Source organism: Falsiroseomonas frigidaquae (assembly GCF_012163145.1).
Taxonomy (GTDB): domain Bacteria; phylum Pseudomonadota; class Alphaproteobacteria; order Acetobacterales; family Acetobacteraceae; genus Falsiroseomonas; species Falsiroseomonas frigidaquae.
Genome location: NZ_JAAVTX010000004.1, coordinates 1 through 24679, shown reverse-complemented (window position 1 = coordinate 24679; position 24679 = coordinate 1). Strand labels below are relative to the sequence as shown.

Below are 24679 nucleotides of genomic sequence, written 5' to 3'. Positions count from 1 at the left end.
CTCAGCCTTTCACGTCGCGTAGCGGGATCACCCGGTCCAGCCGGCAGGATACGGCCTCGCCCATCGCGAAGGCGAGGCTGGCCGCCGGCGTCACCACGAACAGCATGCCTGCCGCCGTCTCCACCTCATACTCCCGCGTCTGGCCGAGGAAGGCGGCGCGCTGGATGCGGCCGGGCAGGCCCGGGGCACCCTCCGGCTGCGGCAGGATGGATTCGGGGCGCACGGCGATCTGCGCCGGGCCGGACGGATGCGGGCGCATCGTCACATCGAGCGGGATGCCGCCGAGCGCGATGCGGCCGGGGGCCAGCACCTCGCCTTGCAGCACATTCGCCTCGCCCATGAAATCGGCGATGAAGGCATCCGCCGGATCGTCATAAAGCTCCACTGGCGTGCCCATCTGCGCGATCTTACCCGCGCGCATCACGCAGACCAGGTCGGAGACGGCCAGCGCCTCCTGCTGGTCATGCGTCACATAGACGACGGAGAGGCCCAGCTTGCGCTGCAGGTCGCGGATATCCTCCCGCACGCGCCGCCGCAGCCGCGCGTCGAGGTTGGACAGCGGCTCGTCGAACAGCAGCACCTTGGGCCGCAGCACCAAAGCGCGCGCCACCGCCACGCGCTGCTGCTGGCCGCCGGAGAGTTCGGAGGGCAGGCGCTGGCCCAGCCCCTCCAGCCCCAGGGTCTTCAGCATGGCATTCGCCTCGGCCTCGGCGGAGGGCTTGCGGGCGCCGTTCACCAGCAGGCCGTAGGAGACGTTCTCCAGCACATTCATATGCGGGAACAGCGCATAGGACTGGAACACCATGGCGATGCGGCGCTCGGCGGCGGAGAGGCCGGTGACGTCGCGGCCCTCGATCTCGATCCGCCCGCCGGTCGGCAATTCGAGCCCCGCCACCAGCCGCAGCGTCGTGGTCTTGCCGCAGCCGGAGGGGCCGAGCAGCGTCACCAGCGCGCCGCGCGGCAATTGGAAGGATACCTCGTCCACCGCGCGCACATTGCCGAAAGCCTTGGTCACACCTTCGAAGTTGATGGCGACATCGGACATGGGCTCAGGCTCCGGCGCGGATGGGTGGGGCGGCGGCGCTGGCGCGGCCGAGGCGCGCGCGGCCGACCAGCTTCTCGATGCCCAGCACCGTCACCAGCATGATGACGATCAGCACGGTGGAATAGGCGATGGCGAGCGCCATCTCCCCGGCCTCTACGCGGCCGACGATATAGACGGTGGCGAGGTTGTGCCGCGCCGAGACCAGGAAGATCACGGCGGAGACGGCCGTCATCGCCGTGACGAAGGAATAGGCCAGCGCGGTGACGATGGCCGGCCGCAGCAGCGGCAGCACCACGCGGCGCAGCGTCTGGAAGGCGCCGCCGCCCATGGTGGCGGAAGCCTCGTCCAGCGATTTGTCGATCTGCGCCAGCGCCGCGATGCCGCCGCGCACGCCGACCGGCAAATTGCGGAAGACGAAGCAGATGACAAGGATCAGCGCCGTGCCGGTCAGCTCCACCGGCGGCACGTTGAAGGCCATGATATAGGACACGCCGACCACGGTGCCGGGGATGGCAAAGGAGAGCATGGTCATGAATTCCAGCCCGCGCCGCCCGGGGAAATTCTGGCGCGCGATCAGCCAGGCCAGCAGGATGCCGAGGCCGGCGGTGAGTGGCGCGGAAATCGCCGCGACCTGGATGGTGGTGAAAAGGCTGTCCCAGGCACTGCCAATGAAGGCCGGCCCGTCGAACCAACCCACTTCGAAGCCGGTGCCGAGATGCCGCCAGGTGAAGGACAGGTCGCCGCGGCCGATGTCATGCACGAAGCCGCCGACCAGTATGATGCCATAGACCGCGGCGGTGAAGATCATCCAGGGCCAGGCGACGGCGGCGCAGGTGAGTTTCAGCCCGGCCGGCAGCGCCGCCGGAATGCCGCTGTCGCCCTTGCCCGTCACGGTGGTGTAGCGCCGCTTGCCGAGCCACAGCGCCTGCAGCGCAAAGGCGCCGAAGGTGATGGCCAGCAGCAGCAAGGCCAGCGCCGCGGCGCGGCCGGGGTCGTGCCGCGCGCCGGCGATGGCGAAGAAGATGCGCGTGGACAGCACGTCGAAGTCACCGCCGAGGACCAGCGGATTGCCGAAATCCGCCAGGCTCTCGACGAAGGCCAGCAGGAAGGATGCGGCCAGCGCCGGCTTCAGCAGCGGCCAGGTGACGCTGCAGAACACGCGCATGCGCCGCGCGCCCATGGTGCTGGCGGCTTCCTCCAGACTTGGGGAGATGGCGCGCAGCGCGCCGTCCAGCAGCAGGAAGGCGATCGGCGCCTGGGCCAGCACCTGCGCCAGCAGCACGCCCGGCAGGCCGTAGATCCAGCGGCTGCGCGGAATGTCGAACCAGTCCCACATGAAGCCGGTGACGATGCCGGTGCGGCCGAACAGCACGATCAGCGCCAGCGAGACGACGAAGGGCGGCGTGATCAGCGGCAGGATGGTCATGGCGCGGAAGGCGCCCGCGCTGACTTTCCCCCGCGCGCCACCGCGCACCGCGAGCAGCGCGAAGGCCAGGCCCAGCAGGGTGGAGATCACTGCCGTCAGCGTGGCCAGCAGCAGCGTGTTCCACACCACGCCGCACCCGGCATGGGTGGAGAGGCAGGCGAGGCTCCAGGCTTCCGGCGCCACCAGCCTTGCGCCGAAGGCGGCGGGCGCCAGCCGGCCGTCCTCGTACAGCGCGGCCGAGAGCATGTTCACCAGTGGCAGGAAGACGAACAGCAACAGAAGAAAACCGCAGCTGCAGACCAGGAAGGCGACGAAGGCATCCGCGCCGAAGCGCCCGCGCGCCGCCTGGCCTGCCGCGAACAAGCCGATGCCCCCGGCCAGCACCAGGAAGGCGCCCCAGCCCAGCGAGGGCTGCGCCGGCGGCGCGCCCAGCAGCGGGGCGAGCCAGCCCCACTGCAACCCGTTCAGCCCGATGGCATAGCCGGCGCCGAAGACCGCCAGCACCAGCCCCGCGCCAATCCAGGCGAGCCCCGCCCCGGCACGCCCGCGCAGCAGGGCAGGGGCGGCCAGCGCCAGCAGCAGCGCCACCGGCCACAGCCACCAGCGTGAGCCATCCAGCAGCAGCGCCACCAGCGGCGCGGCACTGCCGCCCGGCCAGGCGGTGACTTCGGAAATGCCATCCTGCAGGCCATGCCAGGGGGCGAGGAACAGGCCGAGCGTCGCGCAGAGCAGCGCGGCGCGGGCCAGGGTCAGGGCGCCCATGTCAGAGCCTGCGGATCGGGCCGGGAAGGTCCCGGCCCATTCCCGAAGATATCAGCGGGCGCCCGCGCGCACCTCACGCTCCCAGCGCGTAATCACGCGGGTACGCTCCGCGGCCGAACCCCAGCGCGCGAAATCGTAGTCGATCAGGCGGATATTCTCGAAGCGCGGCGCCTGCGGCGGGATCGGCGCATTGCGGTTCGACGGCAGCTGGAAGGAGTTCGCCTGGCCGGCAATGGCCTGCGCCTCCGCGCTCAGCGCCCAGTCGTAGAAGCGCTGCGCGTTCTCCATGTTCCGCGCGCCACGGATGATGGACATGGACCCGATCTCGTAGCCGGTGCCCTCGCAGGGGGCGACGATCTCGACCGGCGCGCCGGCGATCTTCTGCGTGACCGCATCATGCAGGAAGGTGATGCCGACCAGCGTCTCCCCGGTCGCGGCCGCACGCGCGGGCGCGGCGCCGGACCGCGTGTACTGGTTCACGTTGCGATGCATCGCCTTGAGGAAGTCGAAGGCCGGTTCCTCGCCCATCACCTGCAGCAGCGTCGCCAGCATGGTATAGGCCGTGCCGCTGGTATTCGGGTCTGCCACCTGGATCTCGCCGCGGAATTCCGGCTTCGCCAGATCCGCCCAGCAGGTCGGCGCGGCGATGCGGCGGCGAGTCAGCTCGGTGGTGTTGTAGGAATAGCCGAGCGCGCCGGCATAGATGCCGATGGTGCGGAAGCGCGCCTGTTCGGCCTGGCGCGTCGCCCAGGGGTGCAGTTCCGACATGCGCGGGGACCGGTATTCGACGGTCAGATTCTCCTCCGCCGCCTGCATATGCGGGTCGCCGGTGCCGCCCCACCAGACATCGCCGCGCGGATTGGCGGCCTCGGCGCGGATCTGGGTCATCGTCTCGCCGGAGGATTTGCGCGTCATGGCGACGCGCACGCCGGTCGCACGTTCGAAGGCCTGCATCATCGGCCGGCACCATTCCTCCTGCACCGAGCAATAGACGGTCAGGTTCCCCTGGGCGCTGGCGGCGGCCGGCAGCAGCGCAGTGAGTGTGACGGCGAAGCCGGTGGCGAGAAGGCGGCGAGGGGTCGGCATGGACGGGGAACCTCCGAAGGGACGGCCGGCGTTATGGCGCCGGTCCGATATTCTGTTTGTGACAGTGCAGTTAAGGCCGGGGCGCGGCGGGGCTCAAGCCTTCATCAGGTCTTCCAGCGCCGCGGCCAGGCCCGGCGCGCCGATGCCGACGGGGTTGCCTTCCGCGATCCAGTCGCCGCTGTCGAAGCCGTTGATCCAGCAGCCGGCCTCCCGCGCGATGGCGACGGCGGCGCAGGCGTCCCAGGAATTGATGTGCCGCTCGATATAGGCATCGAGCCGCCCGACCGCCGTCTCCACCAGCCCCAGCGTGCCCGAACCGCCAACGCGCAGCCCGGCGCCGGCTGCCATCGCCGCCTGGGCCAGGCTGTGGAATTCGGCCAGCGGCTTCCGGTTCGACCAGCCGACCTCGATGATGGCGCGGCGCATGTCGGTGGTGGTGGCGGGGCGGATCGGCGCGCCGTTCAGCGTGGCGCCGCAGCCCGCCGCGCCGACGAAAACCTCCGCCGGCGCATGGCGGGCGATGGCGCCGAGCACCGCACGACCGCCTTGCGCCATGCCGATGGAGACGCACCAGCGGTCGCTGCCGCGCGAGAAGTTGGAGGTGCCGTCGATCGGGTCGAGAATCCAGACCGGGCCGTCGCCGACCACCGCGCCGCCCTGTTCCTCGCCGATGATCGCATCATCGGGGAAGTGCCGGGCGAGCTTGGCGCGGATGAAGGTTTCCGTCGCGCCATCGGCCTCGGTGAGAAAATCCTGCGCGCCCTTGAAGGTGGTCTCGGCCATGCCGGTGGCGCGCATCTGGAAGGCCAGCGAGGCGGCTTCCTGGGCGATGGCGGCGGCAACCGCCATGCGGTGCTTCAGTTCATCCTGGGTCACGCATAGGCCCCCATCACGTTCTGGTCGAAGTCGATCAAGGCGCCGGTCATCATCGCCGCGGCGTCGGACAGCAGGTAGGTCGCCAGCCCCGCCACGTCGGACGGGCGGATCAGCCGGCCGAAGGGTTGTGCCGGTTCCGCCTTCTCCCGCCAATCGGGCGGGTTGCCATCCTTCGCCTGGATGGCGTGCTCGCCAGGCGTATCGGCCCAGCCGAGATTGATGCCGTTCACGCGGATGCGCTGCGTGCGCAGGCCGAAGGCGGTGTTCTTCGTGAAGGTCGCCAAGGCGCCCTTCGAGGAGGCATAGCCGGTGAGGAAGGGCTGGCCGCCATGGCTCGACATGGTGATGACGTTCACCACCGCCCCTGGCCGCTTCTCCGCCACCAGGCGCTTCGCAAAAGCCTGGGTCAGCAGGAAGGGGGCGCGGGCGTTCACCGCGAAAAGCCGGTCCCACAGCGCCACGTCGGTGTCGAGGATGGTGCCTCGGTCGGTCAGCCCGGCGGCGTTCACCAGACCGTCGATCAGCCCGAGTGCCGCTTCGGCCTGCGCCAGGATGCCGGCGGTGGCCGCGGCATCGGCGAGATCCGCCGCGACGAAATGCGCCTGCGTGCCCAGCGCGCGCAGCCTGTCCACCACCTGCGCGCCGCGCGCGGCGTTGCGGCCGGTGATGCAGATGGCGGCGGCGCCGGCCTCGGCGGCGGCGAGGGCGACGCCCTCGCCGATGCCCTGCGTGCCGCCCGTGACCAGGATGCGGCGGCCGGGGAGGGTGATGTTCAAAGCCGCACCACGCGACCCTCGGCCATGGAGCGCAGCGCGGCATCGGCCAGCACCAGCGCCTGGCGGCCATCCGCGGCACCGACCGGCATGGGCGAGCCCTGCGTCACCGCCTCGATGAAGGCCTGCATCTCGATCCGGTAGGCCTGGGCATAGCGTTCCAGGAAGAAGTGCAGCGGCTTTTCCGTCATCACCGCCTGGGCATCGGCCTGCTCTACCGTGCTGCCGACGCGGTTGCCCGCGATCAGCCGGCCGAGGCTGCCATGCACCTCCACCCGCTGGTCGTAGCCATAGGATGCGCGGCGGCTGTTGTTGATGGTGGCCAGGCGGCCGGAGGCCGTCTTCAGCACCACCATGGCCGAGTCGATGTCGCCCGCCGCGCCGATCTCGGGATCCACCAGGTTGGAGCCGGTGGCGAAGACCTCCACCGGCTCCTCGCCCAGCATCCAGCGCGCCATGTCGAAGTCATGGATTGTCATGTCCCGGAACAGCCCGCCCGAGACCTTGATATAGGAGACCGGCGGCGGGCCCGGGTCGCGGCTGGTGATCACCACCTGCTCCACCGCGCCGATGGCGCCCGCCTCGATGCGGCGGTGCAGCTCGGCGAAATCCGGGTCGAATCGGCGGTTGAAGCCGACCAGCATGGGCACGCCGGCCTTGGCCACGGCGGCCAGGCATTCATCGACGCGGGGGAGGGACAGGTCGATGGGCTTCTCGCAGAAGATCGCCTTGCCGGCCTGGGCGGCGGCGATGATCAGCCCCGCATGGGTATCGGTGGAACTGGCGATGATCACCGCGCCCACCTCGGGGTCCGCCAGCGCGGCCTGCGTGGTCGAGACGCGGGCGCCGTGCCGCTCGGCCAGGGCCTGGGCGGCGGCCTGGTTCACGTCGATGACGTGGCGCAGCGTGCCGCGGCCGCTGGTGGCCAGGCTATGGGCATGGATGGCGCCGATGCGGCCGGCGCCGAATTGTGCGAAATGCAGCATCTTGTTCCGTACCCGGGCACCGCTTGTGGGGCCTGTCATCAAACCGTAACACTGGCCTTCCCGCCGCCCCGGCGGAAGCCCGCCACAGGACGCCAGGACCAGAATTCATGGGCACCATACGCCTGACCGCGGCGGAGGCCACGCTGCGCTGGCTGTCCGTGCAGATGACCGAGCTGGAAGGTCGCACCGTCCCGATCTTAGGCGGCGTCTGGGCGATTTTCGGCCATGGCAATGTGGCGGGACTCGGCCCGGCGCTGCAGGCCATGGGCCGCGCCCTGCCGGCCTTCCGGGCGCATAACGAGCAGGCCATGGCGCATGCCGCCATCGCATTCGCGAAAACGCATGCGCGGCGGCGGATGATGGCCTGCACCACCTCGATCGGGCCGGGTGCCACCAACATGGTGACCGCCGCGGCCCTGGCGCATGTGAACCGCCTGCCGGTGCTGTTCCTGCCCGGTGACGTCTTTGCCAGCCGTCAGCCCGACCCGGTGCTGCAGCAGGTGGAGGCCTTCGGCGACGGCACCGTCTCGGCCAATGACTGCTTCCGCCCCGTCTCCCGCTACTTCGACCGGATCATGCGGCCGGAGCAGTTGCTGGCCGCCCTGCCGGCGGCGCTGCGGGTGTTGCTGGACCCGGTGGAATGCGGCCCTGCCACGCTCGCCTTCCCGCAGGATGTGCAGACCGAGGCCTTCGACTGGCCCGCGGAGTTCTTCCGCAAGCGCTTGCACCGCCCCCGCGCGCCGGAGCCGGACCGGCAGGAGCTGGCCGAGGCGGTGGCGCTGCTGCGGGACGCCAGGCGCCCGCTGATCCTGGCCGGCGGCGGCGTGAAGTATGCGGGGGCGGAGGCCGCACTCGCGGATTTCGCCCATCGCCACGCCGTGCCGGTGGCGGAAACCCAGGCCGGCAAGGGCAGCCTGCCCTGGGACCACCCGCGCAATGCCGGCGCCATCGGCGTGACCGGCAGCGCGGCGGCCAATGCGCTGGCGGAGAAGGCGGATGTGGTGCTGGCCGTCGGCACCCGATTGCAGGACTTCACCACCGGGTCCCGCGCCCTGTTCGGCGGTGCGCGCATCCTCGGCCTGAACGTCGCGAGCTTCGATGCCGGCAAGCACGGCGCGCAGCCATTGGTGGCGGATGCGCTGCGCGGCCTGGTGGCGCTGAGCGCTGGCCTCGGCCGCTGGGATGCGCCGCGGCCCTGGCAGGAGAAGGCGGTGACGGCGACCGGCCGCTGGAATCGCAGCGTGGAGAAGATCACCGCCGCGCCGAAGCCGCGCGAGGCGGGGCTGCCCTCGGATGCCCAGGTGCTCGGTGCGGTGAACCGGGCGATGCCGGCCGATGGCATCGTGGTCTGCGCCGCCGGCGGGCTGCCGGGGGAGTTGCACAAGCTGTGGCGGGCGACGGATGCGGCAGCCTACCACGTCGAATACGGCTTCTCCTGCATGGGCTACGAGATCGCGGGCGGGCTCGGCGTGAAGCTTGCGGCGCCGAAGCGGGAGGTGGTGGTGCTGGTCGGCGATGGCAGCTACCTGATGATGAACAGCGAGATCGCGACCAGCGTCGCGCTGGGTGCGAAGCTGACCATCGTGGTGCTGGACAATCGCGGCTTTGGCTGCATCAGCCGGTTGCAGCAGGGCACCGGCGGCGCGCCCTTCCTGAACCTGTTGCCGGATGCCGCGCCGCACGTCGATTTCGCCGCGCATGCGCGGGCGCTCGGCGCGCAGGCGGTGAAGGTGGACGGCATCGCGGGGCTGGAAGATGCGCTGCCCAAGGCGCTGTCGGCCAAGCGCACCAGCGTGGTGGTGATCGACACCGACCCGGCCGCCAGCACGGCGGAGGGCGGCGCCTGGTGGGAGGTGCCGGTCTCGGCCGCCCCCCGCGGCGCGGCGCAGGAAGCGGCCCGCCAGTCCTATGAAACCGCCCTGCGCAAGCGGGGCAGCGGAGCGTGACACGGATGAAAGTGCGGCTCGGGATCAATCCCCTGACCTGGACGAATGACGACATGCCGGAGCTCGGCGCGGAAACCCCGCTCGAGACCTGCCTGGCGGAGGCCAGGCTGGCCGGTTTTGCCGGCGTGGAACTGGGCAATAAGTTTCCTCGTGTGGCGGGCCAGTTGAAGCCGATCCTGGAGGCACACGGCCTGGCACTGGTCTCCGGCTGGTACGGCTCGCGCCTGCTGGAGCGCGAGGTGGATGCCGAGATGGCGGAGGCGGAGCCGCATATCGCGCTGCTCACCGCGCTCGGCTGCACCACCATGGTGCAATGCGAGGTCACCGGCAGCGTGCATGGCCAGAAGGCCACCGCGCTGACATGCCGCCCGATCCTGGCCCGCGCGCAATGGGATGTGCTGCTGCCGCGGCTGGATGAGATGGCGCGCCGGCTGAAGGCGCGGGGCCTGTCCATGGCCTATCACCACCACATGGGCACGGTGGTTGAGGCGGAGGATGAGGTGGACCGGCTGATGGCCGGTACGCGCGATGTCGGCCTGCTGCTCGACACCGGCCACCTGACCTTCGCCGGCGGCGACCCGGTGCGCGCCGCCAGGCGCCACGCCGCGCGGGTGGTGCATGTGCATTGCAAGGATATCCGCCCGGGCGTGATGGCTGATGTGAAGGCGCGCGGCCTGTCCTTCCTGGATTCCGTGCTGGAAGGCGTCTTCACCGTGCCGGGCGATGGCTGCGTGGACTACCCTGCCGTCCTCGCGCAGCTGCCGGATTACGAGGGCTGGCTGGTGGTGGAGGCGGAGCAGGACCCCGCCAAGGCCCACCCGCTGACCTATGCGCGGATGGGCCATGACTATCTTTCCCGAGTTACTTGATCCCGGCCCGCATGAAGCTCTGCACGAACTGGCGCTGAAACAGCAGAAAACCGAGGAGCAGCGGCGCGGAGGTCATCAGCGTCGCCGCGCTGATGATCGCCCAGTCGATGCCCTGGTCCGTGGAGGCGAAGACCGACAAGCCCACTGTCAGCGGCCGCGTCTCCACGCTGTTGGTGATGACCAGCGGCCAGAGGAAGTTGTTCCAGTGGTAGGAGACGCTGGTGAGCCCATAGGCGAGGTAGGTGGGCTTCGCCAGCGGCACATAGACGCGCAGCAGGATGCCGAGCGTGCCGCAGCCTTCCACCCGCGCTGCCTCCTCCAACTCCTTCGGCACCTGCTTGAAGGTCTGCCGCAGCAGGAAGATGCCGAAGGCGCTGGCCATATAGGGCAGGCCGATGGAGAGGATCGTATCCACCAGCCCCAGCGCGCGCATCGTGCGGTAGTTCTCGACCAGCAGGATGTCCGGCATGATCATCAACTGCACCAGCACCAGGCCGAACAGGATGCCGCTGCCCCAGAATGCCGCGCGGGCAAAGGCGAAGGCCGCGAGCGTGCAGAGCACGAATTGCGCGACCAGCACCATGGTGACCAGGGCGAAGGTGTTCAGGAAATACCGGGCAAAGGGCGCGGCCTCCCAGGCTGCGGCGAAGTTGGAGAGCGTCAGCGGCGCGAAGAGCTCGAAGCGCGTCGCATAGCCGGTCGGGTGGATCGCGGCCCAGACGGCGTAGAGCAGCGGCGCCACCCAGACCAGCGCCAGCAGCCAGGCGGCCGTCGTCTCCAGGATCGTGCCGAGGCGGGGCAGGGCAGGGGCCTGCGTCATCGTCGTGGCACTCATCGGTAGTGCACCCGCTTGGCGGCGAAGGCGAATTGCAGCGCCGCGGTCGCCGCCAGGATCACCAGCAGCACCACGGTCAGCGCCGCCGCCGTCGCCGTGTCCCAGAAGCGGAAGCCCAGGTCGTAGATCATGGTCAGCAGCAGCGCCGTCGCATTGTCCGGCCCGCCGCGCGTCATGACGATGATATGGTCCACCAGGCGGAAGCCGTTGATCACCGCATTCACCGCGATGAACAGCGTGGTCGGCCCCAGCAGCGGCAGCGTGACGCGCAGGAAGACGCGGGCGCGCGACGCCCCCTCGATGGCCGCGGCCTCATACAGGTTCGGCGGAATCGCCTGCAGCGCCGCCAGGTAGAAGATCATGAAGAAGCCGGCTTCCTTCCAGACGGCAATCACGATCATCGCGCCCAGCGCGGTCTCCTGCTGCCCGATCCAGTTGGTCGGCCCCCAGCCGAACAGGGCACGGGTGATCTGGTCCAGCAGGCCGTAATCCGGCGTGTAGAAGAACAGCCAGAGGTTCGCCACCGCGATCATCGGCAGCACCGTCGGCGTGAAATAGGCGATGCGCAGCGCGGTGCGGCCCTGGAGCTTGCCGTTCACCCAGACGGCCATGGCCAGCGCCAGCCCGATCGATAGCGGGATGGTCGCGCCGGCGTAGATCAGGTTGTTCCACAGCGCCTGCCAGAAGACCGGGTCATCGGCGAGTGCGGTATAGTTCTCCACGCCGATGTAGCGGGCGGGGCGGTTGGCGCGTGGCGTGGTGAAGAAGGAATGCCACAGCGTGGCGACGGCCGGGTAATGCGTGAAGCCGATCAGCAGCACCAGCGCCGGCGTTAGCATCAGCCAGGCGTGGAGGGTGGTGCGGGATGGCATCGGGTGGTCTGGTCCTGCGCTTGCCCCTCAACCCAACCCTCTCCCCCAAGCGGGGGGAGAGGGCTCAGTGGACGGGCGCTTCGAAGTTCAGGCGCGGCGGAACGGGCGCAGCACGCGCGTGGCTTCGGCCTGGGTATCGGCCATCGCCTGCTGCGCGGACTTGCCGCCGGACAGCATCGCCTGGAGGTTGTCGTTCAGCGCCTTGTAGATGCGCTGGTTCTCGAAGGTGGACAGTTCGCCGGTCGCGACCGGGATCTGGTCCTTGGCCACCAATGCTGCCGGGAATTCGCTGGTGTAGCGGCGCAGGCTCTCGGTCTCCCAGGCCTCCGGCCGGGTCGCCAGGTAGCCGGTCTTCATGCACCAATCGGCCGCCATCTCCGGCTGCGCCACGAAGCGGGCGAAGCGCAGCGCCGCGGCCTGCTCGGCCGGCGAGGCGTTCTTGAAGATATACAGGTTGCCGCCGCCGACGACGGTGCGCGGGCCTTCCTTGCCCGGCAGGCCGGCGACGCCGAAGTTGAACTTCGCATTGGTCCGCATATTGGTCAGGTTGCCGGTGGTGGACCAGATCATCGCCGCGGTCTGGTTCAGGAAGTCCGGCGCCAGCACGCCCCAGTCGATGGTGCCCTGCGGCGTGATGCGGCTGTCGAAGGCCAGGCCGCGCCAGAAATTCGCGGCCTCGATGGCGCGCGGATCGGTGAAGTAGGTCTCCGTGCCCGCATCGTTCATCAGCTTGTGGCCGGCCTGGTTGGCCATGGCGCCGAAGGTCCACTGGCCGTTGCCGGCGCTGTTGGACATCTTCACGCCCCACTTGCCGTCGCTCGTCAGCTTGCGGCCGGCCTCGATCAGCTGCGCCCAGGTCCGCGGCGGCGCCTCCGGGTCCAGCCTGGCGGCGCGGAACAGGTCCTTGTTGTAGTAGTAGACGGCGGTGGAGCGCTGGAACGGCACGGACCAGGTCTTACCGCCTGCCTTGCTGTTCGCCATGAAGGCGGGAAAGAAGCCGCGCGTCCAGGCATCCAGATCACCGGCGCCCTCGACATCCTCGAAGGGCGCCAGGATGTCCATGTCGCGCAGGCTGTGCAGCTCGGCCGCCAGCAGCACGGAGAAATGCGGCCCGGCGCCACCGCGGATGGCGGTGACGGCCTTGGTCAGCGTCTCGCCGTAATTGCCGGCATAGACCGGGTTCACCTTGATCCCGCTCTCGCGCTGGAAGGCTTCGCAATAGCCATCGATGATGCGCGGCACCGGGCCGCCGATGGCGATCGGATAGTAGAAGGTCAGCTCCCGAACCGCCTGGGCGCGAACCAGGGCCGGCGTCGCGAGCAGGCTGGCGCCCGCCAGGAAGGCAGCGCGTCGTGTGATCTGGATCATGGGAAAATCCTTTCTCAGCGATAGCTGCGGAGGATGCGCTCGGCTTCCGCCTGGGCGTCGGCCATGGCGGGGGCGGCCTGCTTGCGGCCGGTGAGCGCGGCCTGGAGGTTGTCGTTCAGCGCCTTGGTCACGCGCTGATTTTCTTGCGTCGAGAGCTCGGCCACGGCGTGCTCAAGCTGGTCACGCGCCACGGCGGCGGCGGGGAAGCCGGCGACATGCGCGCGCATCGCGGGCGTCTCGAAGGCCGCGGGCGTCACGGCGACATAGCCGGTGTCGATGCCCCATTGCGCGGCGCGCTCCGGCGTCGTCAGGAACTTCACGAAGCGCACCGCACCTTCGCGCTGTGCGGCGCTGGCGGATTTGAACACGTACAGATTGCCGCCGCCGGTCGGGCTGCCGCGACGCTTGCCGGCCGGCAGCATGCCGACGCCGAAGGGGAAGGGGGCATTGGCGCGGACATTCGTCAGGTTGCCCGTGGTGGTCCACATCATCGCGACCTTGCGCTCGAAGAAGTCGCGCGGCGTGGTGCCCCATTCGACGATGCCCGCGGGGTGCACGCGGTGCTTCATGGACAGGTCCATCCAGTACTGCAGCGCTTCCGCCACCTTCGGGTCATTGAAGAAGGTGCGGTTGCCCTCGGCATTCATCAGGCGGACGTCGTTCTGCGTCGTCAGGCCCTGGAACAGCCAGTAGGGGAAGCCGGAAGACGGGATCTGCATGCCCCACTGGCTGGTGGCATCGCCCTGGCGCTTGGTCAGCTTCTGCGCGAATTCCACCTGCTGCGCCCAGTCGGCTGGCGGCGTCTCCGGGTTCAGCCCGGCCTCGCGGAACGCCTCCTTGTTCCAGTACATCACCACGGTGGAACGCTGGAACGGCACGCCCCAGGTCTTGCCGGCGGTGCGGCTGTTTTCCAGGAAGCTCGGGTAGAAGCTGTCGAGCCACGGCTTCTCGGCGCCCGGCAGGTCATCCCAGGCCAGCACCGCATCCTCGCCGATCAGCGTGAAGATATCGACGGCCAGCAGGCAGGCCATCTGCGGCGCATCGCCGCCGCGCATCGCGGTCAGCGTTTTCGTCAATGTGTCCTGGTAGGACCCCGCATAGATCGGCTTCACACGGAAGCCGGGATTGGCGCGGGCAAAATCCTCGCAATAGCCGTCGATGATGCGGGTGATCGGGCCGCCGACGGCGATCGGGTAGTTGAACACGATCTCCACCGGCGCCTGCGCGCGCAAGGCGGGGGCGGACAGCAGCGGGGCGGCGGCGAGGCCACCCAGGGCCAGGCGGCGGGTGATGGTCATGCAGGAAGCTCCTGTTGTCAGGCGAAGGCGTTTTCGCGCACCGGCTCCGGCAGGCGCCGGCCGGTATGGGCGTCGAACAGATGCAGCGCCGGCGGCAGGCGCAGGCGCAGATGGGTGCCGGCGGGCAAGGCGTGGTGGCCGGGGATGCGGGCCTGCATCACCTCCGCCCCATCGCCTACCGCGCAGGCCAGCACGGTTTCCGCGCCGAGGAATTCGGCGGCGAGCACGCGCACCGGCAGGCCGGCGCCATCGGTCGGCGCCACTTCCTCCGGCCTGATGCCAAGCGTGGCGCCGGCGGCGTCGATCCGGGCCACGGCGAGGCCCGGCGCGCCGGCCACTTCCGCGCCATGCGCACCTGGCACCAGCCGCAGAAGGGACATCGGCGGGGTGCCGATGAAGCTGGCGGCGAAGGTGGTGGCGGGGCGGGCGTAGAGCTCGGCCGGCGTCGCATCCTGCTCGACGCAGCCATCGCGCATCAGCACCACCTGGTCGGCCATGCTCATCGCCTCGGCCTGGTCGTGCGTGACATAGACCATGGTGATGCCGAGGCGTTGCTGCAGCGCGCGGATCTCCCGCCGCATCTCGGCGCGCAGCTTGGCGTCGAGGTTGGAAAGCGGCTCGTCCATCAGGCAGATCGGCGCTTCCGCCACCACGGCGCGGGCCAGCGCGACGCGCTGCTGCTGGCCGCCGGAAAGCTGCGCGGGGCGGCGGTCCAGCAGCCCGGCCAGGCCCATCATCTGTGCCGTGCGGGACAGCCTGGCGTCACGTTCCGCGCGGCCCACGCCGCGGGCGCGCAGGCCGAAGATGATGTTCTCCGCCACCGACAGATGCGGGAACAGCGCGTAGGACTGGAACACCATGGCGATGCCGCGGGAAGCCGGCGGCAGCCCCGTCGCATCCCGGCCATTGATGAAGACCTGGCCGGCGGTCGGCGCCTCCAGCCCCGCCAGCACGCGCAACAGGGTCGATTTGCCGCAGCCGGAGGGGCCGAGCAGCACCAGGAAGGTGCCGGGCGCGGCCGCCAGCGTCACGTCGCGCAGCGCCTGGGCTGCCCCGAAGGATTTGGCCACCCCGTCAAGACGAAGCTGGCCCTGGGTTGCGGGGCGTTCTGGCATGACGGGCGTTTAGCCTCTTGTAATGACAGTGCGATGACAGACGGAAGTTAGCCAGATGACAGCGCGGAGAGCACGGATTATCGCGCCGCGCCGCGCGGGATGGCGGCAACTTCATCGCGCAGCCAGTCCCGGAACGCCTCCCCCCCGCTCCGCGGCGCGCCGGGCGGTTGCAGCAGCCAGTAATGGTCCCCCGTGGCAGCCGATATCGGCGACATGCGCCGCAGCCGGCGGCGGCGCACCTCCTCCTCGACGAAATCAGGCGTGCAGATGACCACGCCCAGCCCCTCCAGCGCCGCCTGGATGGCCAGGGAGGTGCTCTCGAACAGCAGTGGCGGGGTGGCGGGCGGGGTGAGGCCGGCGGCGGCGCACCAGCTGCCCCAGTCACGCGGCCGCACCCGGCTGCCGAGCCAGGTCAGCCGGTCCAGCCCCTGCCGCGCCGCGGCCGGCGCGGCGAAGGGCGCCACATGCACCGCCTGCAGGCGCACCGCGCCGCGCATCGGGGGCGTGCCGGCGGGGGCGGTGCGGATGGCGGCGTCCAGCCCCTCCCGCGCGAAATCCACGGCGGGGCTGGTGGAGGTCACCACCTCCACCTCCAGCCCCGGATGGCGGGCACGGAAGCGGGGCAGGCGGGGGATCAGCCAGCGCATCGCCCAGGTGGTGTAGGCGCGGATGCGCAGCGGGGCGGCGGCGGTGCCGCGCAGTTCCAGCGTCGCCGCGGCGATGCCGGCGAAGGCCTGCTGCAGGGCGGCGGCGTAGCGCAGCCCGTCCTCCGTCAGCCGCAGCGCATTGGCGCCGCGATGCACCAGCGTGACGCCCAGCGCCGCCTCCAATTCGCGGATGCGGCGGCTGATGGCGGGCTGGGTCAGGTTCAGCCGGGCGCCGGCGGCGGTCAGGCTGCCGGTTTCCGCCACCAGGGCGAAGGTGCGCAGCGCAGCGAGGGGGGGAAGTGGGTCCGGCATGCGGGTCAGCATAACGCCGGCTTGGGGTAGGGCAAGGATTGCAGGCTGGCGCCGCCGGTTCGTTCCCGGCAGACAGCACCCTGCGCGGGCCCGTTCCAAGACCCGCCACCCCTAAGGAGGACACACCATGATCCGTCGCCGCGACGCCCTGCTGGGCCTGGCTGCCCTGGGCACCACCGCCATCCTGCCGCGCGGCGCCGCGGCCCAGGCTTTCCCGAACCGCCCTGTCCGCATGGTCATCCCGTTCACTGCCGGCGGCAGCAACGACGTGGTCGGCCGCATGATCGGCGATGCCATGGCGCAGCGCCTCGGCCAGCCGGTCGTGGTGGAGAACCGCGGCGGCGCCGGCGGCGTGATCGGCAACGACGCCGTGGCGAAGGCTGAGCCCGATGGCCACACCATTCTGCTCGCCGGCTCCGGCAGCTTCGTGATTTCCTCCCTGGTGCAGACGCGGCTGCCCTATGACCCGGTGAAGGACTTCGCCGCGATCTGCTGGCTTGGCGCCTCGCCCAACGTCATCACGGTGCACCCCAGCGTGCAGGCGACCAACCTTCGGGAGTTGCAGGCCCTGGGCAAGTCGCGCGGCCAGCCGCTGCGCTTCGGCACGCCGGGCGTCGGCACCAATGGCCATGCGCTGGGCGCGATGATCGGCGTGGTGCTGGGCATCGAGATGGAGCCGATCCACTACCGCGGCACCGGCCCGGCGCTGAACGACCTGCTCGCAGGCCGGGTCGACCTGCTGACCAATGCCTCGGCCCCGCTGCAGCCGCATATCGAGGCGGAGAAGATCCGCGCCATCGCCATTGCCGGTCAGTCGCGCAGCGTCGCGCTGCCCAACCTGTCCACCAGCGTGGAGCAGGGCTTTCCGGAACTCGACAGCTCGACCTGGTACGGCTTCCTCGCCCCGGCCGGCACGCCGGCCGACCGCATCGCGGTGCTGCACGCCGCCGCCGTCGCCGCAATCAACCAGCCGGACATCAAGAGCCGCCTGATCGCTTCCGGCGTCGATGAGATCGCGCCGAGCCCGGAGCCGGCGCATTTCACCCGCCTGCTCGCCTCGGACCGTGAGCGCTGGTCGCGCGTGGTCGAGCGCGCCAACCTCCGCGTCCAGTAAGGCGAAGCCCACATGTCCGACGCCATCCTGCTCACCACCGACAGCGGCATCGCCACGCTGACGCTGAACCGCCCCGCGGTGCGGAATGCCATCGACGATGCCATGCGCGGCGAGATGATCGCGGCGCTGGAGGCGGTGGCGGCGGACCCGGCGATCAAGGCGCTGGTCGTCACCGGCGCCGGCACCGCCTTCTGTGCCGGCGGCGATGTGCGCGGCATGAAGAATCGCCTGGAGGCCCCGCCAGAGGATGTCGCCATCAATGGCTGGCGGCGCCAGGCGCGCACCCATCGCGCGGTGACGCTGCTGCACCACATGCCGAAGCCGGTGATCGCCGCGGTGAATGGCGCGGCGGCCGGGCTCGGCGCGGATGTGGCGCTGGCCTGCGATTTCATCATCGCCGGTGAGAAGGCTCATTTCACCATGAGCTTCCTCGCCCGAGGCCTGATCCCGGATGGCGGCGGCATGTATTTCCTGCCGCGCCGCGTCGGGCTGATCCGCGCCAAGGAACTGGTCTTCACCGCGCGCCGCGTCGATGCGGCGGAGGCACTGACCATCGGCCTGGCCGACCGCGTGGTGCCGGATGCCGATCTGGCGGCGGCGGCGCAGGACTGGGCGGCGCAGATGGGCGCCCATTCCATCGCCGCCCTGGCGCTGGCCAAGGCGACGCTCGACCGCAGCCTGGAGACCAGCTTCGAGCAGGTTCTCGCCATCGGCAGCCAGTCCCAGGCGATCTGCTACACCACGGCCGAGCACCGCGCCTCCGTCGCCGCCTTCCTCGAGAAGTCGAAGAAGTGAGCGCCTTCCAGGCGCTGCTGCGGCCGCGCAGCGTGGCGGTGGTCGGCGCCTCTGCCGACGCCACCAAGACCGGCGGGCGGCCGGTGGGCTACCTGCTGCGGCACGGCTTTTCCGGTGCGGTCTGGCCGGTGAATCCACGTGCCACGGAAATCGCCGGCCTGCCCTGCTACAAGGATGTGGCGAGCCTGCCGGGCGCGCCGGATGTCGGCATCGTGCTGGTCGGTCCGGAACGCGCGGAGGCCGCGGTGCGGGATCTCGCGGCCAAGGGCTGCCAGGCCGCGATCGTGCTGGCCGGCGGCTATGGCGAGACGGGTGAGGCGGGGGCCGAGAAGCAATCCGCGCTGAAGCGCGCGGCGGGCGCCATGCGGCTGCTCGGGCCGAACACCATCGGCGTGGTGAACCTGACCGACCACATCGTGCTGAGTGCCTCCGGCGCGCTGGAGTTTCCCGATCTGCCGCCGGGCGGGCTGTCCGTCGTCTCGCAATCCGGCGGCATCCTGGGCGCGCTGCTGTCGCGCGGCGCCGCGGCCGGCATCGGCTTCGCCAAGCTGGTCGCCACCGGCAACGAAGGCGATATCGAGGTGGCGGAGGTGCTGGACGCGCTGGTGGACGACCCGGCGACCACGGCCATCGCGCTGTATCTCGAAGGCCTTCGCAACCCGGCGGCCTTCCGCGCCGCCGCGCGCCGTGCCGCCGAGGCCGGCAAGCCGGTGGTCGCCTTCAAGGTCGGCCGCTCCGAGGCCGGGGCGCTCGCCGCCATCTCCCATACCGGGGCGATGGCCGGGGCGGATCGGATGTATGACGCCTTCTTCGCCGGCCTCGGCGTGATCCGGGCGGAACGTTTTTCCGACCTGCTGGAAGTGCCCGCCGCCCTGGCGCAGGGCCGCCGGGCCGAAGGCTTCCGCGTGGCCGTGCTGACCTCCACGGGTGGCGCCGGGGCGCTGGTGGCGGATGCGGTGGGGCTCGCCGGCGGCAGCGTGCCGGCGCCGGATGCGACAGTGCGCGACAGCCTGGCCGCCCTGCTGGGCGAGGCGCCGGTCGGCAACCCGGTGGACGTGACGCTCGCCGGGCTGCGGCCGGATCTGTTCCGCGGCGCCATCCGCACGCTGTTGGCCAGCGACCTCTATGACCAGCTCGTGGTGGTGGTCGGCAGTTCCGCCCTGGCGCAGCCGGAGCTGGTGGCCGATGCGATGCTGGAGGCGCGTGGCGATTCGGCAAAGCCGGTGATCGCCTATGTCAGCCCGCATGCGCCGCAGATCGCCGCCGGGCTGAATGCGCGCGGCGTGCCCGCCAGCACCACGCCGGAAGGCATCGCCGCCATCCTGGCCGCGTTGGCGCGCCCGGCCTTCCGGCCCGCGACGCCCGAGGTCGAAGCCCTGCCGCCCGGCCTGCCGCACGGCAAGCTGAACGAGGCGGAGAGCAAGGCGCTGTTCGCCCATTTCGGCATCCCCGCGACCCGGGAAGCCAGCGCCGTGACGCCCGCGGCGGCACAGCAGGCGGCCCAGGGCCTTGGCCCGCGCCTGGTGGTGAAGCTGCTGGCCCGTGACCTGGCGCATAAGTCCGACATCGGCGGAGTCGTGCTGAACGTGACGCCGGACCGGGTGGCGGAGGTCGGCGCGGCGCTGCTGGCAAAGCTGCCCTGGGCCGAGGGCCTGCTGGTGCAGGAACAGATCTCCGGCGGCATCGAGATGATTCTGGGCATCGTCCGCGACCCGCATCTGGGCAGCGCGGTGCTGCTCGGTGCCGGCGGCACGGCGGCGGAGGTGTTCGGGGATACGCAGCTCCGCATGCTGCCGCTGACGCGCGACGATGCGGAGGCGATGGTGCGCGGGTTGAAGGTGGCGCGCGTCCTCGCCGGGTTCCGCGGCGCGCCGGCGGCCGATGTGCCGGCGCTGGTCGACGCCGTGCTCGCCTTCTCCCGCATGGGTGAGGCGCTGGGCGAGCGGCTGCTGGAAGCGGAGATCAACCCGCTTTTCGTCCTGCCGGAAGGGCAGGGGGTGCGGGCGGCGGATGGGCTGGCGGTGCTCGGGTAACGCCCGGCATCTGCTATGAAGGCGCATGGCGCGCCCGATTCGCATTCTTGGCCTCGATCCCGGCCTCCAGCACACCGGCTGGGGGCTGGTGGAGCATGACGGCTACCGGCTGCGCTTCTGCGCCGAGGGCGTGATCTCCACCCAGGCCGGGGATGACCTGCACCACCGGCTGCTGACGCTGCACAACGGTCTGGCGGCGGTGATTGCCGCGCAATCGCCGGATGAGGCGGCGGTGGAGCACACCTATGTCGCACGCAATCCCGAATCTGCGCTGAAACTTGGCCAGGCCCGCGGCGTGGTGCTGCTGGCCCCGGCGCTGGCCGGGCTGGTGGTGCGGGAATATGGCGCCATGGAAGTGAAGCGCGCCGTGGTCGGCAATGGCCATGCGGCGAAGGAACAGGTCCAGGCCATGGTTCGCCACTTGCTGCCGGGAGTGACCTTCAAGCGGGCGGATGCGGCGGATGCGCTGGCGATCGCCATTTGCCACGCGCATCACCGGTCGACGCGGAACGCCTTCTCCGCGGCGGTGGCGAGGGCGGCGTCGTGAGGGGGGCAAGGCTGCTCCCTCCCCCCCTTGGGGGGGAGGGTTGGGGTGGGGGGCTAGGCGCGCCCGTCCTGCCGTGTCCCCCCCACCCAACCCTCCCCCCCAGGGGGGGGAGGGCTTTGCGCGGTTGCTTGGAGAGGTCGCACCCATGATCGGCTCCCTCCGCGGCCTGGTGGACCAGGTGCAGGACGGCGCCTGCGTCCTCGACGTCAACGGCGTCGGCTACCTCGTCCATTGCTCCCGCAAGACGCTGGACCGGATGACGGCACGCGAAGGCGTGCAGAAGCTGCTGGTGGAGACCCGCGTCAGCCAGGACGCCATCACCCTGTTCGGCTTCCTGGACGCGACGGAGCGCGATGCCTTCCTCGCTTTGATCGAGGTCAAGACCGTCGGCCCGCAGAAGGCGCTGCTGGTGCTCTCCGGCCTCACCCCCGGTGACCTCGCCCGCGCCATCGCCACCAAGGAACGCAAGCGGCTGGCGGATGTGAAGGGTCTCGGCGCCGCGACGGCCACCCGCATCGTGGATGAGCCGGCGATGCAGAAGTGGGCGGTCGGCCGCGCCATGCCGGACGCCGATGGTGTCGGCGCCGGAGAGGCCATGCCTGCGGCCGAACCCGCCGGCCCGCAGGCGGATGCGGTCTCCGCTTTGGTCAATCTCGGCTGGAAGCGCCCGGAGGCCGCCGCCGCCGTCGCCCGCGGCGCCCGCCGCCTGGGCGATGACGCCGCGCTGGGGGCGCTGATCACCGAGGCGCTGAAGGAGATGGCGCCCCGATGAGCGACAGCGAACGCCTGACCGCCGGCGCAAGGCAGGAGGAGGACGGCGCCGAGGGCAGCCTGCGCCCGCAGACCCTGTCCGACTTCATCGGCCAGAAGCCGCTGCGGGAAAACCTGCACGTCTTCATCGGCGCCGCGCGCCAGCGTGCCGAGGCGATGGACCATGTGCTACTGTTCGGCCCGCCCGGCCTCGGCAAGACCACGCTGGCGCAGATCGTCTCCCGTGAGCTCGGCGTCGGCTTCCGCGCCACCTCCGGCCCGATCCTGCAGCGGGCGGGCGACCTGGCGGCGATCCTCACCAACCTGCAGCCGCGCGACGTGCTGTTCGTCGACGAGATCCACCGCCTGCAGCCGGCCATCGAGGAAACGCTGTATCCGGCGATGGAGGATTACTGCCTCGACCTGATCATCGGCGAAGGTCCGGCCGCCCGGACCGTGCGGATCGACCTGCCGCCCTTCACCCTGGTCGGCGCCACCACCCGCGCCGGCCTGCTGACCCAGCCGCTGCGCGACCGCTTCGGCATTCCGCTGCGCCTGCAATTCTACGAGGTGGAGGAGCTGCTGCTGATCGTCCGCCGTGGCGCGGAGAAGCTCGGCTTCGCGCTGACCGAGGATGGCGCGCTGGAGATCGCCAAGCGGTCCCGCGGCACGCCGCGCGTGGCTGGCCGGCTGCTGCGGCGGATCCGGGACTTCGCCCTGGTCTCCGGCCATGCGGCCGACCGGCCCATGGTGGATGGCGCGCTGCTGCGGCTGGAAGTGGATGCGCTGGGCCTGGATGCGCAGGACCGCCGCTACCTCCGCCGCATTGCCGAGCATCACAATGGCGGCCCGGTCGGCGTCGAGACCCTGGCCGCTGCCCTGGCCGAAAGCCGCGATACGCTGGAGGAAGTCGTGGAGCCCTTCCTGATCCAGGAAGGCCTCGTGCTGCGGACGCCGCGCGGGCGCATGCTGGGGGAGCCAGGCTGGCGCCACCTCGGCCTGATGCCGCCGCGCGCCATCGCGGCGCAGCTCGACCTGCTGGCGCAGGCGCCACCCTTCGAGGAATAAGGCGGGAGGCCGGCAGCGTGGACAAGAATTGGACAGGGCATCGCCACAGGCTGCGCGTCTATTTTGACGACACGGATGCGGGCGGCGTCGCCTACCATGCCAACTACCTGAAATGGGCAGAACGGGCTCGGACCGAATCGTTGCGCGCCATGGACTTGCCGCATTCGCTTATGATGGAGCGTTATAGCGCAATGCTCGTGGTGCGGCGCATTGAAGTGGAGTATGTGGCGCCCGCCCGACTCGATGATGCGCTGGATGTGGCGACTCGCGTGCGGGCGGTTGGCGCTGCCACCCTGGACCTGGAACAGCATGTTCTGAGGGGGGAAGCGGTGCTGGCGAAGCTGCTGGTCGGCCTGGTCTGCGTCCGCGCCGACGGGCTGCGGCCCACCCGGCTGCCGGCGCCCTGGCGCGCGGCGCTGGAGGGGCTGGTCTGAGATGCGGCCGACCCGGATGGGACGGCGGCTGGAAAAGGAGATTGCGCTTTGGGCAATGTGACCGCGCAGGCCCTGGCACCGATGGCGCACGACATGTCGCTTTGGTCGCTGTTCCTGCAGGCGGATTGGGTGGTGAAGGCCGTGATGGTCTCGCTCCTGCTCGCCTCCGTCTGGGTCTGGGCGATCGTCTTCGAGAAGCTGACCACGCTGCGCCGGGTGAACCGCGCGGCGGATGGCTTCGAGGACCGCTTCTGGTCGGGCGGCAGCCTGGAGGAGCTGTTCAACAAGGAAGGCGAGCAGCCCAGCAACCCGATCGCCGCCGTCTTCGGCGCCGCGATGCGCGAATGGCGCCGGTCCTCCGGCCGCGCCATGACCAGCGACCTGGCCGTGAACGGCCTCAAGGAACGCGTGGAACGCGCCATGACGGTTGCCATCACGCGGGAGATGGACCGGCTGGAGCGCTGGATGGTGTTCCTCGCCACCGTTGCCTCCGCCGCGCCCTTCATCGGCCTGTTCGGCACGGTGTGGGGCATCATGAACAGCTTCGCCGCGATTGCCGGCATGCAGAGCACCAATCTCGCGGTGGTGGCCCCCGGCATCGCGGAGGCGCTGTTCGCCACCGCCATCGGCCTGGTCGCCGCCATTCCGGCCACCATCGCCTACAACAAGCTGGCCACCGACCTGTCCCGCTTCGCCGGGCGGCTGGACGCCTTCGCCGCCGAATTCGGCGCCATCCTGTCGCGCCAGTCGGAGGCTGCGGCAGAACCCGCGCGCCCGGCGCCGGCCCGCCAGCCGGCGGAGGGCTGAGGCATGGCCGGCGGCAGCTTCGGCGGCAGGAAATCGGTACGCGGCGGGCGGGCCAGCTTCCGGCCGGTCAGCGAGATCAACGTCACGCCGCTGGTCGACGTGATGCTGGTGCTGCTGATCATCTTCATGGTCGCCGCGCCGCTGATGACCGTGGGCGTGCCGGTGGACCTGCCGCGCACCCAGGCCAGCAACCTGAACCAGGAACAGGACCCGCTGACCATTTCCGTCACCGCGGAGGGCGCCATCTTCCTGCAGGAGACGGAGGTGCCGCTGGACGCACTGGTGGCGCAGCTTCGCGCCATCATGGACAGCAACCAGCGGCAGCCGAACCAGCCGGAACGCCGCATCTTCGTGCGCGGCGACCGCGCCATCAGCTATGGTCGGGTGATGGAGGTTATGGGCGTGGTCAGCTCGGCCGGCTTCTCCCGCGTCGCATTGCTGGCGGAAAGTCCGCAAGGTGCACCAGGCGCCGCGCGCCCGGCGGGGCGCTGAGGGAACCGCCTTGTCAGGCGCCATCTTCCTTCCCGCGGACGATGACCGGGCGCTGAAGCGCTGGGCCGCCGTCTCGCTGGGCCTGCATTTGCTGCTCGGCGTGGCCGGGCTGATCTATGGCTATGCGCGGCCGCTGCCGCCGCCGGTCGAGATGGCGATGACGGTGGAGTTCACCTCCGCAGAGCCGCCCGCCCAGGCGCGCGGCGACCAGCCCGGCCCGGCCGCCCCGGCGGAGGCCGTGCCGGCGCCGCCCGATCCTTCCCCGGTGCCGCCGGTGCCGGAGCCGCCGACCAACGCGCCGCCGCAGCCGACCCCGCCGCCACCCCAACAGACGGAGGCGACAGATGAAGCACCTTCTTCTCGGCACCACCGCAGCCCTGCTGCTGGCCCCGGCACTGTCGATGGCCCAGACCCAGACCCCCA

The 24679-nt window shown here is 70.6% G+C and carries 23 protein-coding genes and 1 pseudogene; 12 read left to right on the top strand and 12 right to left on the bottom strand.

Annotation, left to right across the window (positions count from 1 at the left end):
- Position 1: 1 nt before the first annotated feature.
- From HB662_RS12690 to iolG, 6 genes are all read right to left on the bottom strand, one after another.
- Entirely contained in the window at positions 2 to 1045 is a 1044-nt protein-coding gene (locus HB662_RS12690) for an ABC transporter ATP-binding protein (protein ID WP_168050147.1), read from the bottom strand.
- 4 nt (positions 1046 to 1049) lie between these two features.
- Positions 1050 to 3233, bottom strand: a complete 2184-nt coding sequence (locus tag HB662_RS12685) for an ABC transporter permease (protein ID WP_168050145.1) — start codon at positions 3231 to 3233, stop codon at positions 1050 to 1052.
- Between the two features lie 51 nt (positions 3234 to 3284).
- Positions 3285 to 4319 (bottom strand): ABC transporter substrate-binding protein, encoded by a 1035-nt coding sequence (locus HB662_RS12680; RefSeq protein ID WP_168050143.1) that lies wholly within the window; start codon positions 4317 to 4319, stop codon positions 3285 to 3287.
- A 93-nt stretch (positions 4320 to 4412) separates the two neighbouring features.
- On the bottom strand, positions 4413 to 5195 hold the full coding sequence (locus HB662_RS12675) for an inositol monophosphatase family protein (protein ID WP_168050141.1): 783 nt from the start codon (positions 5193 to 5195) through the stop codon (positions 4413 to 4415).
- Positions 5192 to 5971, bottom strand: a complete 780-nt coding sequence (locus HB662_RS12670; RefSeq protein WP_168050139.1) for an SDR family oxidoreductase — start codon at positions 5969 to 5971, stop codon at positions 5192 to 5194. Before HB662_RS12670 ends, HB662_RS12675 begins: the two co-directional genes overlap by 4 nt.
- The gene (gene iolG, locus HB662_RS12665) at positions 5968 to 6954 is read right to left on the bottom strand and encodes an inositol 2-dehydrogenase (protein ID WP_168050137.1); all 987 of its coding nucleotides are present in this window, start codon (positions 6952 to 6954) and stop codon (positions 5968 to 5970) included. The genes HB662_RS12670 and iolG overlap by 4 nt, the downstream gene beginning before the upstream one ends.
- 107 nt (positions 6955 to 7061) lie before the next feature.
- Here iolG and iolD point away from each other — a divergent pair, with 107 nt between their 5' ends.
- Together iolD and iolE are read left to right on the top strand one after the other, a co-directional pair.
- The gene (gene iolD, locus HB662_RS12660; protein ID WP_168050135.1) at positions 7062 to 8900 is read left to right on the top strand and encodes a 3D-(3,5/4)-trihydroxycyclohexane-1,2-dione acylhydrolase (decyclizing); all 1839 of its coding nucleotides are present in this window, start codon (positions 7062 to 7064) and stop codon (positions 8898 to 8900) included.
- Positions 8901 to 8905: 5 nt separating this feature from the next.
- Positions 8906 to 9769, top strand: coding sequence for a myo-inosose-2 dehydratase (gene iolE / locus HB662_RS12655; protein WP_168050133.1), 864 nt, complete (start codon positions 8906 to 8908; stop codon positions 9767 to 9769).
- Here the strand turns inward: iolE and HB662_RS12650 are convergent.
- The 6 genes from HB662_RS12650 to HB662_RS12625 form a co-directional block, all read right to left on the bottom strand.
- On the bottom strand, positions 9762 to 10604 hold the full coding sequence (locus HB662_RS12650; RefSeq protein WP_171970244.1) for a carbohydrate ABC transporter permease: 843 nt from the start codon (positions 10602 to 10604) through the stop codon (positions 9762 to 9764). The two genes, iolE and HB662_RS12650, sit on opposite strands and share 8 nt — an antisense overlap.
- Positions 10601 to 11476 (bottom strand): carbohydrate ABC transporter permease, encoded by an 876-nt coding sequence (locus HB662_RS12645; RefSeq protein WP_168050131.1) that lies wholly within the window; start codon positions 11474 to 11476, stop codon positions 10601 to 10603. The genes HB662_RS12650 and HB662_RS12645 overlap by 4 nt, the downstream gene beginning before the upstream one ends.
- Positions 11477 to 11563: 87 nt before the next feature.
- Positions 11564 to 12844: an ABC transporter substrate-binding protein gene (locus tag HB662_RS12640; protein ID WP_209443273.1), complete on the bottom strand. Its 1281-nt coding sequence runs from the start codon at positions 12842 to 12844 to the stop codon at positions 11564 to 11566.
- Between the two features lie 14 nt (positions 12845 to 12858).
- On the bottom strand, positions 12859 to 14142 hold the full coding sequence (locus tag HB662_RS12635) for an ABC transporter substrate-binding protein (RefSeq protein WP_168050129.1): 1284 nt from the start codon (positions 14140 to 14142) through the stop codon (positions 12859 to 12861).
- Between the two features lie 17 nt (positions 14143 to 14159).
- Complete coding sequence (locus tag HB662_RS12630) at positions 14160 to 15257, bottom strand: ABC transporter ATP-binding protein (protein WP_168050127.1); 1098 nt, start codon at positions 15255 to 15257, stop codon at positions 14160 to 14162.
- A gap of 77 nt (positions 15258 to 15334) precedes the next feature.
- Entirely contained in the window at positions 15335 to 16216 is an 882-nt protein-coding gene (locus HB662_RS12625; RefSeq protein ID WP_245185630.1) for a LysR substrate-binding domain-containing protein, read from the bottom strand.
- A gap of 127 nt (positions 16217 to 16343) precedes the next feature.
- On the opposite strand from HB662_RS12625, the gene HB662_RS12620 reads away from it, so the two are divergent.
- The 10 genes and pseudogenes from HB662_RS12620 to HB662_RS12575 all read left to right on the top strand — a co-directional run.
- A complete protein-coding gene (locus tag HB662_RS12620; protein ID WP_168050124.1) occupies positions 16344 to 17330 on the top strand; it encodes a Bug family tripartite tricarboxylate transporter substrate binding protein in 987 nt (328 codons plus the stop codon).
- A 12-nt stretch (positions 17331 to 17342) separates the two neighbouring features.
- Positions 17343 to 18125: an enoyl-CoA hydratase/isomerase family protein gene (locus tag HB662_RS12615; RefSeq protein ID WP_168050122.1), complete on the top strand. Its 783-nt coding sequence runs from the start codon at positions 17343 to 17345 to the stop codon at positions 18123 to 18125.
- A complete protein-coding gene (locus tag HB662_RS12610; RefSeq protein ID WP_168050121.1) occupies positions 18122 to 20158 on the top strand; it encodes an acetate--CoA ligase family protein in 2037 nt (678 codons plus the stop codon). Before HB662_RS12615 ends, HB662_RS12610 begins: the two co-directional genes overlap by 4 nt.
- Before the next feature lie 25 nt (positions 20159 to 20183).
- Positions 20184 to 20705 (top strand): crossover junction endodeoxyribonuclease RuvC, encoded by a 522-nt coding sequence (gene ruvC, locus HB662_RS12605; RefSeq protein WP_168050120.1) that lies wholly within the window; start codon positions 20184 to 20186, stop codon positions 20703 to 20705.
- 145 nt (positions 20706 to 20850) lie between these two features.
- Positions 20851 to 21477, top strand: coding sequence for a Holliday junction branch migration protein RuvA (ruvA, locus tag HB662_RS12600; protein WP_168050119.1), 627 nt, complete (start codon positions 20851 to 20853; stop codon positions 21475 to 21477).
- Complete coding sequence (gene ruvB, locus HB662_RS12595; RefSeq protein ID WP_168050118.1) at positions 21474 to 22523, top strand: Holliday junction branch migration DNA helicase RuvB; 1050 nt, start codon at positions 21474 to 21476, stop codon at positions 22521 to 22523. The genes ruvA and ruvB overlap by 4 nt, the downstream gene beginning before the upstream one ends.
- Positions 22524 to 22540: 17 nt before the next feature.
- Positions 22541 to 22957, top strand: a complete 417-nt coding sequence (gene ybgC, locus HB662_RS12590) for a tol-pal system-associated acyl-CoA thioesterase (RefSeq protein WP_168050117.1) — start codon at positions 22541 to 22543, stop codon at positions 22955 to 22957.
- A gap of 81 nt (positions 22958 to 23038) precedes the next feature.
- Positions 23039 to 23764 (top strand): protein TolQ, encoded by a 726-nt coding sequence (gene tolQ, locus HB662_RS12585; protein WP_168050838.1) that lies wholly within the window; start codon positions 23039 to 23041, stop codon positions 23762 to 23764.
- A gap of 3 nt (positions 23765 to 23767) precedes the next feature.
- Positions 23768 to 24256, top strand: coding sequence for a protein TolR (gene tolR / locus HB662_RS12580; RefSeq protein ID WP_168050116.1), 489 nt, complete (start codon positions 23768 to 23770; stop codon positions 24254 to 24256).
- Positions 24257 to 24266: 10 nt separating this feature from the next.
- Positions 24267 to 24679, top strand: a pseudogene (locus tag HB662_RS12575) (hypothetical protein); the annotation flags it as partial.

Excerpts from the sequence above, each read along its gene's own strand:
- HB662_RS12680 (WP_168050143.1), bottom strand. The coding sequence starts at position 4,319 with ATGCCGACCCCTCGCCGCCTTCTCGCCACCGGCTTCGCCGTCACACTC.
- HB662_RS12640 (WP_209443273.1), bottom strand. The coding sequence starts at position 12,844 with ATGATCCAGATCACACGACGCGCTGCCTTCCTGGCGGGCGCCAGCCTG.
- ruvB (WP_168050118.1), top strand. The coding sequence starts at position 21,474 with ATGAGCGACAGCGAACGCCTGACCGCCGGCGCAAGGCAGGAGGAGGAC.
- HB662_RS12635 (WP_168050129.1), bottom strand. The coding sequence starts at position 14,142 with ATGACCATCACCCGCCGCCTGGCCCTGGGTGGCCTCGCCGCCGCCCCG.
- HB662_RS12630 (WP_168050127.1), bottom strand. The coding sequence starts at position 15,257 with ATGCCAGAACGCCCCGCAACCCAGGGCCAGCTTCGTCTTGACGGGGTG.
- HB662_RS12650 (WP_171970244.1), bottom strand. The coding sequence starts at position 10,604 with ATGAGTGCCACGACGATGACGCAGGCCCCTGCCCTGCCCCGCCTCGGC.
- iolE (WP_168050133.1), top strand. The coding sequence starts at position 8,906 with ATGAAAGTGCGGCTCGGGATCAATCCCCTGACCTGGACGAATGACGAC.
- HB662_RS12685 (WP_168050145.1), bottom strand. The coding sequence starts at position 3,233 with ATGGGCGCCCTGACCCTGGCCCGCGCCGCGCTGCTCTGCGCGACGCTC.
- tolR (WP_168050116.1), top strand. The coding sequence starts at position 23,768 with ATGGCCGGCGGCAGCTTCGGCGGCAGGAAATCGGTACGCGGCGGGCGG.
- ruvA (WP_168050119.1), top strand. The coding sequence starts at position 20,851 with ATGATCGGCTCCCTCCGCGGCCTGGTGGACCAGGTGCAGGACGGCGCC.
- tolQ (WP_168050838.1), top strand. The coding sequence starts at position 23,039 with ATGGCGCACGACATGTCGCTTTGGTCGCTGTTCCTGCAGGCGGATTGG.
- HB662_RS12625 (WP_245185630.1), bottom strand. The coding sequence starts at position 16,216 with ATGCCGGACCCACTTCCCCCCCTCGCTGCGCTGCGCACCTTCGCCCTG.
- iolD (WP_168050135.1), top strand. The coding sequence starts at position 7,062 with ATGGGCACCATACGCCTGACCGCGGCGGAGGCCACGCTGCGCTGGCTG.
- HB662_RS12620 (WP_168050124.1), top strand. The coding sequence starts at position 16,344 with ATGATCCGTCGCCGCGACGCCCTGCTGGGCCTGGCTGCCCTGGGCACC.
- HB662_RS12645 (WP_168050131.1), bottom strand. The coding sequence starts at position 11,476 with ATGCCATCCCGCACCACCCTCCACGCCTGGCTGATGCTAACGCCGGCG.
- HB662_RS12615 (WP_168050122.1), top strand. The coding sequence starts at position 17,343 with ATGTCCGACGCCATCCTGCTCACCACCGACAGCGGCATCGCCACGCTG.
- ruvC (WP_168050120.1), top strand. The coding sequence starts at position 20,184 with ATGGCGCGCCCGATTCGCATTCTTGGCCTCGATCCCGGCCTCCAGCAC.
- HB662_RS12690 (WP_168050147.1), bottom strand. The coding sequence starts at position 1,045 with ATGTCCGATGTCGCCATCAACTTCGAAGGTGTGACCAAGGCTTTCGGC.
- iolG (WP_168050137.1), bottom strand. The coding sequence starts at position 6,954 with ATGCTGCATTTCGCACAATTCGGCGCCGGCCGCATCGGCGCCATCCAT.